Here is a 14889-nt window from a genome sequence, read left to right on the forward strand (position 1 = left end):
GTCACACCCGTTCCCATACCGAACACGGAAGTTAAGCTCTTTAGCGCCGATGGTAGTTGGGGGCTTCCCCCTGTGAGAGTAGGACGTCGCTAGGCTATACATACTAAAATTATTCCGAAGTAGCTCAGTTGGTAGTAGCACCTGACTGTTAATCAGGTTGTCGCAGGTTCGAGTCCTGCCTTCGGAGCCATTCTTGGAGAGTTGTCCGAGTGGCCGAAGGAGCACGATTGGAAATCGTGTAGGCGGTTAACACTGTCTCAAGGGTTCAAATCCCTTACTCTCCGCCAGCACTTTAGGATTCCAATCATAAAGTGGCCCCTTGGTCAAGCGGTTAAGACACCGCCCTTTCACGGCGGTAACACGGGTTCGAATCCCGTAGGGGTCACCATTTATAACGAATACCCAGATGGAGGATTAGCTCAGCTGGGAGAGCATCTGCCTTACAAGCAGAGGGTCGGCGGTTCGAGCCCGTCATCCTCCACCATTTTTAAAAATTAAATTAGTATTGTCGCGGGGTGGAGCAGTGGTAGCTCGTCGGGCTCATAACCCGAAGGTCACAGGTTCAAATCCTGTCTCCGCAACCAAAATGGTCCCGTGGTGTAGCGGTTAACATGCCTGCCTGTCACGCAGGAGATCGCCGGTTCGATCCCGGTCGGGACCGCCATTTTTAAATTATAAACATGGGTCAGTAGCTCAGTTGGTAGAGCATTAGATTGAAGCTCTAAGTGTCGGCGGTTCGATTCCGTCCTGACCCATCATGTTTTCCGCCGGTTTAGCTCAGCAGGTAGAGCAACTGACTTGTAATCAGTAGGTCGTGGGTTCGATTCCTATAGCCGGCACCATGTTTTCCCGGAGGGGTAGCGAAGTGGCTAAACGCGGCGGACTGTAAATCCGCTCCTTAGGGTTCGGCGGTTCGAATCCGTCCCCCTCCACCAGTTTTTTATTTAATAGGGGCATAGTTCAACGGTAGAATAGAGGTCTCCAAAACCTTTGGTGTGGGTTCGATTCCTACTGCCCCTGCCAATTAATTTTATGGCGGTTGTGGCGAAGTGGTTAACGCACCGGATTGTGGTTCCGGCATTCGTGGGTTCGATTCCCATCAGTCGCCCCATTTAATATAAAATTAAAATATAACTATAAAGCAATGGCGATTGTGGCGAAGTGGTTAACGCACCGGATTGTGGTTCCGGCATTCGTGGGTTCGATTCCCATCAGTCGCCCCATTGTTGGGGTATAGCCAAGCGGTAAGGCAACGGATTTTGATTCCGTCATGCCTAGGTTCGAATCCTAGTACCCCAGCCATTTATGCGGAAGTAGTTCAGTGGTAGAACACCACCTTGCCAAGGTGGGGGTCGCGAGTTCGAACCTCGTCTTCCGCTCCAATAATATGGCGGCATAGCCAAGTGGTAAGGCACAGGTCTGCAACACCTTTATCACCGGTTCAAATCCGGTTGCCGCCTCCATATTTTTTTCTTAATCGGATACTCCGATTTTTTTTATCTCTAAAGTATTATGCCGGTGTGGCGGAATTGGCAGACGCGCACGACTCAAAATCGTGTTCCTTTGGAGTGTCGGTTCGACCCCGACCACCGGTATCCAAAGTATATTAAAAAAGACTTCAACAACTGTGTTGAGGTCTTTTTTTGTTTTTAAACAATGGTGCAAATATCAAGTTCAATGGAACAAATAAAACAATAGATACTAGATAGAAGTCAGTATATTATGAATTTTATGTTATGATGTTTTTAGATGTTAGGTTTGGAGGTAATACTTATGAAAATAAACTTTTAACCTTGTTACTACTCCTAGCAGCTATTTTTTATTACTAGACGCCTTTAGAAATATATTTAGCGATTATGCAATGTTGAAAAAGATATCGTGCTTATATGTCTAGCAGGAACTTTAATTTATTCTTCAAAAATAGGAGGGCAATAAATTGGGTAGAGTAATAGGATTTGAACTAAATAGTCAGGAGCCCGAAAAAGCTGCGGATTTTTATTCTAAAGTTTTTGCTTGGGAAATAGCTGAGCCTCGTTGGGATTACTGGGCTGTTACGACAGGTGGCAGCGAGCAAAATGGCATAAACGGTGGAATAGGAAAGGGTCCAAGTGACTATCCACATGGAATACGCGTGCAGATCGAAGTAGATGAGATTGACGAGTCTATATCGAAAGCGATGGAGAATGGCGCTAATATTGTCCGAGAAAAAATGGAGTTTGATGAATTTTATCTTGCTTATTTAGTAGATCCTACTGGACTAGGTTTTGCTTTAATTCAAAATAAGAAATAATACTATTTTACACCTCTGCAATGTTTTGCAGGGGTTTTTTATTTTACAAGTGCTAGTGTAAAGTATTTTTTTATGGGTATGGAATGATTAACAAACTATTAAAAAAGTAATTTATATTAATATTTATTTTGCTAGTTGAATAGGATAACAAAGACGAGAAAAAAATATAGGGGGAATGGCATGAAGATATTAAGTAGAATATTGATTGTAGTTTTAATGTTTGGGTTATTACAAGTACAGTCTGCATATGCGGCTAGTTTTAAAGATGTGTCATCCGATAATACGTTAAATACGGAAATAGATTATTTAGTAGAGAAAGGGATTATCAAAGGCTATCCTAATGGCACGTTTAAGCCGAATGATTATGTAACAAGGGCACAGGTAGCTGTTATGGTAACGCGTGCATTAGGATTAAAAACAACGAACGTTAAAAATCCGAAGTATCAAGATGTTCCGACATCGCATGTTTACTATAAAGAAATTGCTGCAACACAAAATGCTGGAATATTTGATGCAACAAAGAAATTTAATCCGAATGGGACACTGTCGAGGGCTGATATGGCCATTGTTTTACAACGTGCATTTAAATTAAAAGGAAAAAGCCCTTATTATTTTACAGATGTTACGGAAAAGACAGCCGGTTATAAAGAAATATTAGCCGTAGCGAACAATAATATTTCAAGAGGTTATCAAGATGGTTCATTTAAACCGAAAATGGCGCTAACGCGCGCACATTTCTCGGCATTTGTTGCGCGTGCAATGACTTTGACAAAGCCCAATTTATTAAAGGATCCAGCCTACCAATACAGCTATGCATTTTATTCATCAGAGGATGGACGAAGATATACATTAAATTATCAATATAGTCACAATGATAATAAAAATGATGTTTGGACAATTGCTAATATGACGAATAATAAGCAATTTAATGATGAATTACTATATTACGATGGTTTTGTATATGCGCAAGCAATTGCTCAGGAGTACAGCTCACATTACGATTTCTATATAGGTTTACCGCTTAGAATTGGTGTAATAGTTCACGAAGACGATGAAGGTCCAGTAAACGGCAATCGTATTACCGTTCAAACGACGAATGGAACGGTACGTGCTGGTGGAGTTAATTATAAAAATGTGGCGATATTAGAAGAAAAATTTAAATATATTGATGTAGTGAAAACTTATTATTTTGTTGATGGCATTGGCTTAGTTAAGGAACTTCATGATGGGGAAGTTGTTTATGAGTTGCTAAAACGAACAGCTAATTAGAAGACGGGAAATAAGAAAGTGTTAGATTGATTACAGTCAATCTAACACTTTTTACATTTAGAACTACATTATGAAGTAAGAGATATATGAAAATAACGTTGAAGGGCTTGTTGCCACTCCTTCTCAGTATGTGTTGTATAGGTGGTTAAAGTGTGCCCTTCATATATACGGAATTCATTATTAAACATCGTATGTCGACCAGAAGGAGTACGCATCATGGCAATTTTATTTTTTTGCTGAGAAAGCCTTGGGGCAAAGTTGGCATCATTCGCATCATCGGTGAAGTTATAAAGTAGGCGCCACTGATGAGGTGTTTGCTCATATAGCATCCAACCATATGTGTCATGCAATTCAATTTTGTATAGCTCTTTTCCTTCACGATGTTCGTGCCCTGCAATTAATGGAACTGGTTTACAGGGGGCAAGAGCACCTACACCAACGTCCGAAATATATGGTATACCATCATAGTGAACGAGAAGTAGCTGGTGCATAGGAACATCTTCGATTGGTGTCTGTGCATCTATATTACGCCAAAACTGTGCATAGCGATTTGTTACAGAAAAACCGAGCTCACGAAGTAGCCAGCTATATAAAATATTGAGCTCAAAGCAATTGCCTCCGCGATGTTGAACAATCATTTTTTGATAAAGGTCAGGGATCGCGAAGGAAATATTCCGTTTCAAGGCGACGTCTAAATTTTCATAAGGTATGGTATGGAGATGTTGTGTTTGTAACTGACCAAGTAATTTAATAGACGGTTCTATAGATCCTTGAAATTGAAGATAGTCTAAATATTGTTGTATTTGTGAATTCATAAAATCGCCTCACTTCCTTACTAATTAACATAACCGAAATGATAATAGAATACACGAAAAAATTTGAAAAAGAAAATAATAGAAATGAAGCTAAATAACTTGTAAAATTAATGTATTCACTACTAGATAGTAATGAATTTCCCATTTTTAGTTAAAAATAACGATTCTAAAGGTAGGTATATGAATGACGAACGCAATAAAGTGGATAGAAGTAAATTCGTACGATGAAATGAGTACCGTAGCTGCAAATATTTTTACCGAGCAACTACAAGTAAAACCAGCAAGCATTTTAGGGCTAGCTACAGGTGGATCACCCGTTGGCATGTATAAAGAATTAGTGAAACATTATCAAGCTGGTGATATTTCTTTTAAAGATGTTAGAACATTTAATCTAGATGAGTATGTAGGGATAGAACAAACTAGCCCGGCAAGCTATTGGACGTTTATGCACGAAAATCTATTTAATCATGTGGATATCAACGAGGAAAATATACATTTACCAAATGGCAAGGCGCTAGATTTAGATGCTGAATGTGTGGCCTATGATGCACGTATCGCAGAAGCAGGAGGCATTGACTTGCAGTTGCTTGGTATTGGGGTAAATGGACATATAGGCTTTAATGAGCCTGGTACGTCATTTGATTCACTTACAAACATTGTAGAACTGACACCATCAACTCGAACTGAAAATGCAATTTATTTTAATCATCCAGATGAAGTACCTACACATGCGATTACAATGGGCATTCAATCTATTATGAATGCAAAGGCAATTGTGCTAATTGCCTTTGGTGAAAAGAAGTTAGAAGCGATAGAAAAATTACAAAGCGGGGAAGTAACTGAGGAGTTCCCAGCGAGCACATTATTAAATCATCCGAATGTAACCATTATTTACGGTGGTACAAAATAAAATATTAAGGTGTAGACTTCATTTTGCAGTCTACGCTTTTTATTTGTCCTGAAAGTGGAGGCATATATGCTAGAATGAGAGATAGGATAGGAGGGGGTAACATGATAAGTACAGTAGCACATTTAGAAAAAGGCGATACAGTGGGCATTGTATGTTTGTCTAGCCTTGTGGAGCCAGAGAAATTAGGACATGCTTTAGCTTTTCTAGACGAGTTAGGCCTCCGCTATAAAATAGGGGATACGATAACAGCAAAGCATGACTATTTAGCAGGTAGTGATGACGTTAGGCTTGGGGATTTTCATGCAATGGTTCAAGACCCTGAGGTGAAGGCAATCTTTTGTGTTAAAGGTGGCTACGGTTCTGCACGTATTGCTGGCAAAATTGATTATGAGTTACTGGCGGAAAATCCGAAAATTTTCTGGGGCTTTTCTGATGTTACTTATTTGCATTGTGCCATCAATGAATTTGCAAATATCGTGACCTTCCACGGACCAATGTTAATGGCTGCAAATAGAATGGATGAATTATCGAAAAAGATGTTTTTACAGTTGTTTTCCCCAATAGAAATACAGTATTCGGAAGCGATTTCTCCATTAACAACAATTGCTTCTGGGGTAGCACGCGGACCTGTGATAGGTGGTAATTTACGACGTTTAGTTAGCACGTTAGGCACTAAATTTGAAGTTCGTACTGAAGGTAGAATTTTATTGATAGAAGATATTGGCGAAACAATACCACGAATCGATGCGATGTTACAGCAATTGAAGCAAGCAAGAAAGCTAGAACAATTAGCAGGTGTGATTATTGGATCATTTACGCAAACTGAAGCAAGTGACGAGGCTCTACTAACATTAATGAGCGAGTATTTTAGTGATTTAGGAATACCTGTTGTAGCGGGCTTTAAAATCGGGCATGAAACAACGAATATTGCGATTCCATTAGGTGTCGATGCAATTTTAGATGCGCAAGAAAAAGTACTACGACTTTTACCGGGTGTACATTAAATCATTTAGCAATTGTATGAGAATTGTGTGAGTGCCTGGCACTTACTAAAATATCCACTTTACATTCTGCGGGCATAGTGTAAGCCGCAGAAGTAAAAGTGGATTTTTGTTAATTTTAGAAAATTCAAAATTGTTTGGGTGCCTGGCACCGAAATTAGTAAGGTTCTGCATCGTGGCCTTTGTCGACTGCGTCTTTAGGGGCTTGAGCACCGTCAATATTGCCGAGAGGCTTTGCAGAAGATGCATTTGTTTGTGCCATTTGTAGGCCTTCATTTAATAAGCGGCCATATTCTTCATCTGCCTCAGAAGCTAATGCAATCATGGCTTCTTGGATGGCTATATTACAAGTCGATAAATCTCGAATTAAGTTTTCTAGTAGTTCATCGCGTTCCCATTGCTCAAAATTGCGATACGTTTCACCAGCTTGCTTCGTATTATTTTGGCGATCAATGGATTCGCGCACTAAATTCCCTTCAATATGAGGTGTATATTCTTTCGCTGTTTGAGCAGCTTCTTTTAAACCATTTAACATAGATGGCTCATAGTTAACATGTGGATTTTGTCCAGGGGCTAGATCACGTTTATACATCATTTGCCCACCACTTTGGTTAGTCGCTACTCGCTTCTTTGGTGCATTAATAGGTAGTTGTAGATAATTGGCACCAACTCGATGACGCTGTGTATCAGAATAAGAGAAAGTGCGACCTTGAAGCATTTTATCGTCTGAGAAATCTAAGCCATCAACGAGGACACCTGTTCCAAAAGTAGCTTGTTCAACTTCAGCAAAATAATCTTCAGGATTTTTATTTAATACCATTTTTCCTACCGGATACCAGGGGAACTTGTCGTTCGGCCATAGTTTTGTATCATCTAGTGGATCAAAATCAAGTTCAGGATGTGGACCATCCTCCATAATTTGTACATTTAACTCCCATTCAGGATAATCTTCACGTTTAATGGCATCATATAGATCCTGTGTGGCGTGATTAAAGTTCTTTTGTTGAATCTCTTCTGCTTCTTTTTGTGTTAAGTTTTTAATGCCTTGTAATGGCTCCCAGTGGTATTTGACAAGAACAGCTTTACCCTCGCTATTCACCCACTTATACGTATTCACACCCGAGCCTTGCATCATACGGTAATTGGCTGGGATGCCCCAAGGTGAATACACAAAGGTTACCATATGGAAGGTTTCTGGAGAACTTGCACAGAAATCAAAAAAGCGTTCAACATCCTGAATATTTGTAATTGGATCAGGCTTAAAGGCATGAATCATATCAGGAAATTTCATGGCATCTCGAATAAAGAAAATTTTTAAATTATTTCCAACTAAATCCCAGTTTCCATCCTCGGTATAAAATTTTACAGCAAAGCCTCGCGGATCACGTAATGTTTCTGGCGAATGCCCACCATGTATAACAGTAGAAAAGCGGACAAAAACAGGCGTTTGTTTACCTTTATCCTGAAAAACTTTGGCTCTTGTATATTTGGAAATAGGGTCATTGCCAACAGTGCCGTATGTTTCAAAGTAGCCATGCGCTCCAGCCCCACGAGCATGAACGACACGTTCAGGAACTCTCTCTCGGTCAAAATGACTGATTTTTTCAAGGAAATCATAATTTTCGAGTGTTGCAGGCCCTCGATTGCCGACTGTTCGTAAATTTTGATTGTTTGTGATCGGATGGCCTTGACGATTAGTTAGTGTATCATCTTTCTCATGAGAATGGTTCATATTATTGCTCCTTCCAATTGTACTAAGCAAAGTTTGTCCAATAGATTGGCAAAATAGACATAAAAAAACTCTCCTACACACAACGTGTAAGAGAGTTTCGGACGGCGTTTTCCAATTCATCTGAGTAAGTTTTTTCATGCCATTGCCAATAGTTGGTGATAGGTCATCGGTCATAAAGTAACTGGTCACATGTCATTGGTTGATCCAAGTTGTAGTCTACATTAAAGTAGTTTTGAAAACGGCACATCCGACTCGGTTTGGAGTCTCACCGCCCCGAGCTTAGAAATAGCGAGAATCATCAAATTGTATCTCAACACTATAGTTTTTAGCATTAATTAAATTAGAGAGTTTATGTGCATCTTTTTCTAGTTGAAGTGAACGTTCACGGTAGGCATCTGGCTCAAACATGGCAATTTCATATAATATTGTGCCTTCACCATAGCCCATACGAACAGTTTCTTTTTCATGTGTACCCAAGTGTTTGCAAAGTTCAGCTTCAGCGCGAAGTTGTGAAGCCAGTTCAATGGCCTCAACAAGTGCAAGTTGCTCGCCTTTAAAGTCTACTTTATTATGAATATTGGCCTCATAGACAAGTCGATCTAATGTTCTTATATCCAGCCGTACTTGAGCTAATTCGCTTTCAATAGCAGTCATAGCACGATTACTCGTTTTAGGTGCTTGTCCTTTTTCAACAGTTACAAAGGAACTGCGATGTAATTCATTAATAAGTTCCTGAACCTTTTTTGCTAAAATGCTTTTCAGTTTAACTGCTTCGGCAAGATTTATCATGCAAACACGTCCTTTATAAAGTAGTAGATGGCGTAGCATTTGTTAACAGAGCAACTTGATAATCGCCACCATGTATTTGATTAAACATTTTACCTGCTGAGGCAAGAAGCTTATGGGCATCTTCAGTTGAAAGGGAAGGGCGAAGATAGAAAATATGGAGCGCTTCAGTTGTTGCCTCGGAGACTGCCGTACGTTGTGAATCAACGAATGGTGAACCAAAGGGTCCTTCCTCGTCACGACTATATAGAATATGATTTAGCGTATTTAAGCGCCCATTTAAGCCTTCATAGCTTGTTTCCTCATCGCCAAGTGCAATTTCTACATTACCTTTGACACGAGCTATATCATAGATACCAACTGGAATTTCGTATTGAAGGGAGAAAAAATTATTTAAATCGACACCTGAATGAATAGGTGTTAAATAATTTTGCTTACTTACACGACGCATTAAGCTTTCGGCAGAGTGTCGATAGCGGTTCGGATCTGCGCCGAGCTGTTTCCAAATTTGTCGCCATTCTGCAATACCTTTACGTTCAGTGACAGGTTGGTCCTGCATTTCTAAATAGAGGTTTTCTTGATATAATTGCAGGCGACCTTTAATCATTTGGGGCGATTCTGCTACGACAATTTTGGTATAATGAATAATGCCGATTTTCAGCTCTGGAAGTTGCGATAACAACGAGGGATTAAGTGATACTTCCATATAAAATCACCTACTTTATTTATTTTAATTATTATATCATGTAAGGAGTTGGAAATAAAATGAACATACATGACCTGCAACGAGAATTTGTAGCGTATGCAATGTCCATTGGCGTTGATAAAATTGGTTTCACAACGGCAGCTCCCTTTACAGAATTAAAGAATAGACTGCGTCGCCAACAGGAGCTTGGTTTCCAATCAGGTTTTGAAGAGAGCGATATTGAAAAACGTACGGAACCGCTTCAATTGTTAGATGATGCAGAAAGTATTATTGCGATAGCTGTCGCTTACCCTTCACGTATGAAAGATGCACCTGTTGGTAAAAAAGGAGCGCGACGTGGCATATTTTGCAGAGCTTCTTGGGGCGTCGATTATCATACAGCATTACGACAGCGCTTGGCATTATTGCAAGCTTGGCTTGAAGAGCGAGTGAGCAATGTACGCATTGAATCGATGGTTGATACGGGTGCGCTTGTAGATAGAGCGGTTGCTGAGCGTGCAGGCATCGGTTGGAGTGGGAAAAACTGCTCAATTATTACACCGGAGTTTGGTTCATATGTTTATTTAGGAGAGCTCGTAACGAATATCCCATTTGCGCCAGATAAACCAATGGAAGACGAATGTGGAGAGTGCCGTTTATGTTTGGATGTCTGTCCAACGGGCGCGCTAATAGCAGGGGGGCAGCTCGATTCACAGCGTTGCATCGCCTTTTTAACGCAAACGAAAGGTTTTCTCCCAGACGAGTTCCGCTCACATATAGGAAACCGCTTATATGGCTGTGATACTTGCCAAACCGTTTGTCCAAAAAATAAAGGCAAGATTAATTGGATACATGAGGAGTTTAAGCCTGATCCAGAGCTTGCCAAGCCATTATTAACACCTCTACTAACGATTTCTAATCGAGAGTTTAAAGAGAAGTTTGGGCATGTTTCCGGCTCTTGGCGAGGCAAAAAGCCGATACAGCGCAATGCCATTTTAGCGTTGGCGCACTTTAAAGAGGAAGCGGCAGTTCCTGATTTAGTTGGACTTTTGACAACAGATGAACGACCAGTTATTCGCGGAACGGCTGCATGGGCATTAGGTAAAATTGGTGGAGAGCAAGCGCAAAATGCTTTACTCACTGCACAGGATAAAGAACAAGACGAAGAAGTCCTCTTGGAAATAAACAAAGGATTACAATTTTTTAGCTAAGGAAGTGTTTCGTTATGCCATTGCATATCGTTTTATATCAACCAGAAATTCCAGCAAATACAGGGAACATTGCACGTACTTGTGCTGGTACCAATACCTCACTACATTTAATTCGTCCACTAGGCTTTTCAACGGACGATAAAATGCTTAAACGCGCAGGCTTAGATTATTGGCATAGTGTCAACGTCGTATATCACGATTCACTTGAGGACTTTTTAGAAGTATCTAAAAATGGTGATGTCTATTTAATTGAAACATATAGTGAAGAACCGTTTACTACGCATGATTTTAGCAATAAAGATCGCGATATTTACTTTATGTTTGGCAAAGAAACAACCGGTTTGCCAAAGGACTTTGCTTCTGAACGCAAAGATATGTGCCTCCGAATTCCACAAAGTGAACATGTGCGTTCACTAAATTTATCGAATACAGCTGCGATTGTTATTTATGAGGCTCTTCGACAACAGGGCTACCCTGGGTTACATTAAGAAAAAGTGTTAGATTGATTGCAATCTAACACTTTTTTTATGAGTAATTTTATCGGCGATTTCCGGACTTCTATCAGCTTCAACAACAAGTGTCAGGCATTTCTAGAATGATTTATTGTTTTAGCGCTTTATTGACTGCTGGCATAATTTGCGTGCCAAGTAGTTCAATCGACTTGGCCACTTGTTTAAACGGTACTGCACCAATATCAAGCTGTGCCATAAATCGGGAATGACCAAACAGTTCATACTGCATTAAAATCTTCTCAATAATTTCATTTGGGCTCCCAACAAATAGGGCATTTTGACCAGCCGTCATGTTGTCAAAGCCTTCTTTAGATAAATGATAACGCATGCCGCGTTGTGCGTTAACATAGTGCCAATAATTTGAGTAATGTGGATAAAATTCTTCCTTAGCCTGTGCTAAACTGTCGGCAAAGTAAGCGTGTCCAGATACAGTAATCTTCGCTGTATGCACATCATGACCTGCATGGTGCAAAGCTTCACGATAGACATCCACTAAATGCTTAAAGCGGATTGGATCTCCACCTAAAATAGCTAAGTTTAGGCCAACGCCGTGCCGTCCTGCCCGCATAGCACTTTCAGGTGTTCCACCCACACCAACATGGATGGGGATTTCACGGCTAGCGCGTGGTGCAATGTCGGCATTTTGAAGTGATGTGCGATAAAGTCCGCTCCACGTTACCCGTTCTTCTTTGTTTAGTTTTAATAGTAAGGCTAGGTTTTCCTCAAATAGCGCATCATAATTATCAATATCATAGCCGAATAGTGGAAAAGATTCGATAAAGGCACCTCGTCCAGCGACAATTTCTGCACGCCCGTTTGAAAGTAAGTCAAGTGTTGCAAAATCCTCGTAAAGTCGTACTGGATCAACGGTGCTCAGCACAGTAGTGGTACTCATTAAATGAATGCTTTTTGTTCGCTGTGATAGCGCTGATAATACCACGGGCACAGCTGAAACGGCATAATCTAAGCGATGATGTTCTCCAACACCAAATACTTGTAGACCAACTTCATCCGCTAGTTGCCCATATTGCATCACTTCATCTAGTCGTTCCTTAACGGAAAGTGTGTGACCGTTTAGGGGATTTTGCCCAATATCTGCTAATGTATAGACGCCAAACTCCATAAGATAACCTCCTTAAAATTTCAGTAAAATAACATTACCGGCAGGATCTTCAGTTTGGAAACCGCCATCCATATTAATAATAGGCGCTCCTAGTTGGCGTAAGTTTGCTTTTAATGTATTTGCTTGCACTTCATTATCTAAACGAAGCGTATATGTTTTTAGCCCAATTTGGTTTTCTCCAAGCTTTGGTGCGCCTTCTGAATACCAAGTATTTAAGCCGATATGATGATGGTATCGACCCGTTGAAATAAATAATGCTTGTTTTCCATAGCGAGTCACAATGTCAAAGCCCAAGCCTTTTGTATAAAATTCCACTGCTGCAGCTAAGTTTGAAACTGATAAATGAATATGACCCATGACCGTATTTGCAGGAAGACCATCCCATCCACCATTCGCTTCTACTAATATAGATTGAATATTAAGTGGCTCAGTTACCATATACACTTGGTCTGAGCGCCAAGTCCAGTCACTTGCAGGGCGGTCTACATAAATTTCAATACCATTTTCATCAGGATCCTGCAAGTAAAGTGCTTCACTTACATCATGATCAGATGCACCAAAATATACGCCTGCTTCACGGAAATGGGTAATGATATTTGCTAAATCACGACGCGTTGGTAACAGTAATGCAAAGTGATAAAGGCCACTTGTAGTACGTATTTTTTGTTCGACCGATTGTAGTTGAACGATAGTGAGCAAAGCTGTTTTACCATCAGCAGTTAAGGTAGCGCGTGTGGATTCTTGTTGTAAAACTTTAAAGCCAATAATTTCTCGATAGTATGTTAAGGACCGTTGTAGATCACTTACTTTAATCTCAACATTTGTGACATATGTGTTCGGTTTTTCATGAAAATGCATAATAGTAATCCTCCAATTCTATGGTTATCAATAATTATCAAGTTACTTATTGTAAGTAAGTATATTTTATAAAGTATTGGAAGTCAAGAGATTGTTTTGCCACAAAAAAAGAAGTAACCGTAAGTGGCTACTTCGTAAAAATAAGAAAATCACTAAGCATTCAAATATACTTAGTGATTTTCTTGAGATATTATTTGTCCGCTTTGTAGTCGCCTTCGTACCCAGCAGTGAAAATAGCAGCTAAGAAAGCAACAGTTACACCAATTATTAATAGTAACTTCATGGAAGAACCCTCCTCATGTTATAAGCAAATCTCTTTTTAGTATAGCCTATCTATTATAAAAATGAAACGACCTAGCTGAATAAAATATGTCAGAAATGGTTCAGAACACAAACTTTCGGGAAAACTATACCAGAGGTGATAATAATGGAAAAAAAGGTCCCGAAAATAGAAAACGGTACAATGGTTAGCAATTTTAAAGAGTTACAAGATCTTGGCAAACAAATGGAGCATTTACGAGATGGTTTAGAACTAGCCGAAGATGATCGTATAGCTGACCCGATTCAACTAGACGATGAACCGGAAGACAAACAATAATAAAGCTACTCATGAAGCAACGGTTGAAAACTAAATTAAGGGGTAATTTCGCGGAGCAGGGTTTGAATTCCGCGGAGCAGGGCGGGAATTCCGCGAAGCGGGGCAAGAATTCCGCGAAATAAGGAGAGAATTCCGCGAAATAAGGAGAGAATCCCGCGGAGCAAGGAGAGAATTCCGCGAAACAGCGAGGTAATTCCGCGAAACAGGAGAGTAATCCCGCGGAGCAGGTTGAGAATTGCGCGAAACAGCGAGGTAATCCCGCGGAGCGGTGTGTATTCCGCGAAGCAAGGCAAGAATCCCGCGGAGCAGGTTGAGAATTCCGCGAAACAGGAGAGTAATCCCGCGGAGCAGGTTGAGAATTCCGCGAAACAGGAGAGTAATCCCGCGGAGCGGTGTGTATTCCGCGAAACAAGGTGAGAATCCCGCGGAGCAGGGCGAGAATTCCGCGAAATAAGGTGAGAATCCCGCGAAACAGGAGAGTAATCCCGCGGAGCGGTGTGTATTCCGCGAAGCAAGGCAAGAATTCCGCGGAGCAGGGCGGGAATTCCGCGAAGCAGGAGTAGAAATCCGCGAAACAGGAGAGTAATCCCGCGGAGCAGGAGTAGAAATCCGCGAAACAGGAGAGTAATCCCGCGGAGCAGGAGTAGAAATCCGCGAAACAGGAGAGTAATCCCGCGGAGCAGGTTGAGAATTCCGCGGAATAAGGAGAGAATCTCGCGGAGCAGGGTTTGAATCACGCGAAACAGCAAAGTAATTCCGCGGAACAAGGTGAGAATTCCGCGAAACAGGAGAGTAATCCCGCGGAGCAAGGCGGGAATTCCGCGAAATAAGGAGAGAATCCCGCGGAGCGGTGTGTATTCCGCGAAACAAGGCAAGAATTCCGCGGAGCAGGGCGGGAATTCCGCGAAATAAGGCAAGAATTCCGCGGAATAAGGAGAGAATCCCGCGAAGCAAGGCGAGAATTCCGCGGAGCAGGGCGGGAATTCCGCGAAGCAGGAGTAGAAATCCGCGAAACAGGAGAGTAATCCCGCGGAGCAGGAGTAGAAATCCGCGAAACAGGAGAGTAATCCCGCGGAGCAGGAGTAGAAATCCGCGAAAC

Annotated in this window: 13 protein-coding genes, 16 tRNA genes and 1 rRNA gene; 24 read left to right on the forward strand and 6 right to left on the reverse strand. The window is 41.0% G+C overall.

The genetic code is table 11. The features are described 5' to 3' along the window. The 19 genes from rrf to ACIQXI_RS13580 form a co-directional block, all read left to right on the forward strand. Positions 1–95, forward strand: a 5S ribosomal RNA gene (rrf, locus tag ACIQXI_RS13490); the annotation flags it as partial. Between the two features lie 18 nt (positions 96–113). Continuing rightward, positions 114–190, forward strand: a tRNA-Asn gene (locus ACIQXI_RS13495). A 5-nt stretch (positions 191–195) separates the two neighbouring features. Further along, positions 196–287: transfer RNA gene (locus tag ACIQXI_RS13500), tRNA-Ser, on the forward strand. A gap of 26 nt (positions 288–313) precedes the next feature. Continuing rightward, positions 314–388 (forward strand) — tRNA-Glu (locus ACIQXI_RS13505). Positions 389–408: 20 nt separating this feature from the next. Beyond that, positions 409–484, forward strand: a tRNA-Val gene (locus ACIQXI_RS13510). A gap of 25 nt (positions 485–509) precedes the next feature. Beyond that, positions 510–584: transfer RNA gene (locus tag ACIQXI_RS13515), tRNA-Met, on the forward strand. Positions 585–588: 4 nt separating this feature from the next. Further along, positions 589–664, forward strand: a tRNA-Asp gene (locus tag ACIQXI_RS13520). 18 nt (positions 665–682) lie between these two features. Continuing rightward, positions 683–755, forward strand: a tRNA-Phe gene (locus ACIQXI_RS13525). Positions 756–766: 11 nt separating this feature from the next. Further along, positions 767–842, forward strand: a tRNA-Thr gene (locus ACIQXI_RS13530). A gap of 9 nt (positions 843–851) precedes the next feature. After that, a tRNA-Tyr gene (locus ACIQXI_RS13535) sits at positions 852–935 on the forward strand. Positions 936–949: 14 nt separating this feature from the next. Beyond that, a tRNA-Trp gene (locus ACIQXI_RS13540) sits at positions 950–1023 on the forward strand. Positions 1024–1035: 12 nt separating this feature from the next. Next, positions 1036–1111: transfer RNA gene (locus tag ACIQXI_RS13545), tRNA-His, on the forward strand. 36 nt (positions 1112–1147) lie between these two features. Beyond that, positions 1148–1223: transfer RNA gene (locus tag ACIQXI_RS13550), tRNA-His, on the forward strand. Between the two features lie 4 nt (positions 1224–1227). Continuing rightward, a tRNA-Gln gene (locus ACIQXI_RS13555) sits at positions 1228–1302 on the forward strand. A 5-nt stretch (positions 1303–1307) separates the two neighbouring features. After that, positions 1308–1382, forward strand: a tRNA-Gly gene (locus ACIQXI_RS13560). 7 nt (positions 1383–1389) lie between these two features. After that, positions 1390–1463: transfer RNA gene (locus ACIQXI_RS13565), tRNA-Cys, on the forward strand. A 51-nt stretch (positions 1464–1514) separates the two neighbouring features. Beyond that, positions 1515–1595 (forward strand) — tRNA-Leu (locus ACIQXI_RS13570). 341 nt (positions 1596–1936) lie between these two features. After that, positions 1937–2290 carry a VOC family protein gene (locus ACIQXI_RS13575; protein ID WP_402925799.1) on the forward strand — a complete coding sequence of 118 codons (354 nt, stop codon included), beginning with the start codon at positions 1937–1939 and terminating at the stop codon, positions 2288–2290. A 180-nt stretch (positions 2291–2470) separates the two neighbouring features. Beyond that, entirely contained in the window at positions 2471–3559 is a 1089-nt protein-coding gene (locus tag ACIQXI_RS13580) for an S-layer homology domain-containing protein (protein WP_402925801.1), read from the forward strand. 68 nt (positions 3560–3627) lie between these two features. Here ACIQXI_RS13580 and ACIQXI_RS13585 read toward each other — a convergent pair whose 3' ends face one another. Beyond that, the gene (locus tag ACIQXI_RS13585; RefSeq protein WP_402925804.1) at positions 3628–4374 is read right to left on the reverse strand and encodes an arylamine N-acetyltransferase family protein; all 747 of its coding nucleotides are present in this window, start codon (positions 4372–4374) and stop codon (positions 3628–3630) included. Between the two features lie 196 nt (positions 4375–4570). On the opposite strand from ACIQXI_RS13585, the gene nagB reads away from it, so the two are divergent. Together nagB and ACIQXI_RS13595 are read left to right on the forward strand one after the other, a co-directional pair. Beyond that, positions 4571–5284, forward strand: coding sequence for a glucosamine-6-phosphate deaminase (nagB, locus tag ACIQXI_RS13590; RefSeq protein ID WP_402926490.1), 714 nt, complete (start codon positions 4571–4573; stop codon positions 5282–5284). A 101-nt stretch (positions 5285–5385) separates the two neighbouring features. After that, positions 5386–6288: a S66 peptidase family protein gene (locus ACIQXI_RS13595; protein ID WP_402925807.1), complete on the forward strand. Its 903-nt coding sequence runs from the start codon at positions 5386–5388 to the stop codon at positions 6286–6288. Between the two features lie 154 nt (positions 6289–6442). On the opposite strand, the gene ACIQXI_RS13600 is transcribed toward ACIQXI_RS13595, so the two are convergent. From ACIQXI_RS13600 to ACIQXI_RS13610, 3 genes are all read right to left on the reverse strand, one after another. Beyond that, a complete protein-coding gene (locus ACIQXI_RS13600) occupies positions 6443–8017 on the reverse strand; it encodes a catalase (RefSeq protein WP_402925810.1) in 1575 nt (524 codons plus the stop codon). 279 nt (positions 8018–8296) lie between these two features. Next, complete coding sequence (locus ACIQXI_RS13605; RefSeq protein ID WP_402925812.1) at positions 8297–8806, reverse strand: hypothetical protein; 510 nt, start codon at positions 8804–8806, stop codon at positions 8297–8299. 13 nt (positions 8807–8819) lie between these two features. Continuing rightward, positions 8820–9509 (reverse strand): B3/B4 domain-containing protein, encoded by a 690-nt coding sequence (locus ACIQXI_RS13610; protein WP_402925814.1) that lies wholly within the window; start codon positions 9507–9509, stop codon positions 8820–8822. 59 nt (positions 9510–9568) lie between these two features. Here ACIQXI_RS13610 and queG point away from each other — a divergent pair, with 59 nt between their 5' ends. Together queG and trmL are read left to right on the forward strand one after the other, a co-directional pair. Continuing rightward, positions 9569–10699, forward strand: a complete 1131-nt coding sequence (gene queG, locus ACIQXI_RS13615; protein ID WP_402925816.1) for a tRNA epoxyqueuosine(34) reductase QueG — start codon at positions 9569–9571, stop codon at positions 10697–10699. 14 nt (positions 10700–10713) lie between these two features. Then, complete coding sequence (gene trmL, locus ACIQXI_RS13620) at positions 10714–11187, forward strand: tRNA (uridine(34)/cytosine(34)/5-carboxymethylaminomethyluridine(34)-2'-O)-methyltransferase TrmL (protein WP_402925819.1); 474 nt, start codon at positions 10714–10716, stop codon at positions 11185–11187. Positions 11188–11299: 112 nt separating this feature from the next. On the opposite strand, the gene ACIQXI_RS13625 is transcribed toward trmL, so the two are convergent. Together ACIQXI_RS13625 and ACIQXI_RS13630 are read right to left on the reverse strand one after the other, a co-directional pair. Next, complete coding sequence (locus tag ACIQXI_RS13625; RefSeq protein ID WP_402925821.1) at positions 11300–12334, reverse strand: LLM class flavin-dependent oxidoreductase; 1035 nt, start codon at positions 12332–12334, stop codon at positions 11300–11302. A gap of 12 nt (positions 12335–12346) precedes the next feature. Continuing rightward, on the reverse strand, positions 12347–13192 hold the full coding sequence (locus ACIQXI_RS13630) for a VOC family protein (RefSeq protein ID WP_402925823.1): 846 nt from the start codon (positions 13190–13192) through the stop codon (positions 12347–12349). 427 nt (positions 13193–13619) lie between these two features. Here ACIQXI_RS13630 and ACIQXI_RS13635 point away from each other — a divergent pair, with 427 nt between their 5' ends. Then, complete coding sequence (locus tag ACIQXI_RS13635; protein WP_402925825.1) at positions 13620–13790, forward strand: hypothetical protein; 171 nt, start codon at positions 13620–13622, stop codon at positions 13788–13790. Positions 13791–14889 lie beyond the last annotated feature (1099 nt).

Origin of the sequence: Lysinibacillus sp. NPDC097195 (assembly GCF_044762075.1) — a bacterium.
In the GTDB taxonomy this organism is placed as follows: domain Bacteria; phylum Bacillota; class Bacilli; order Bacillales_A; family Planococcaceae; genus Lysinibacillus.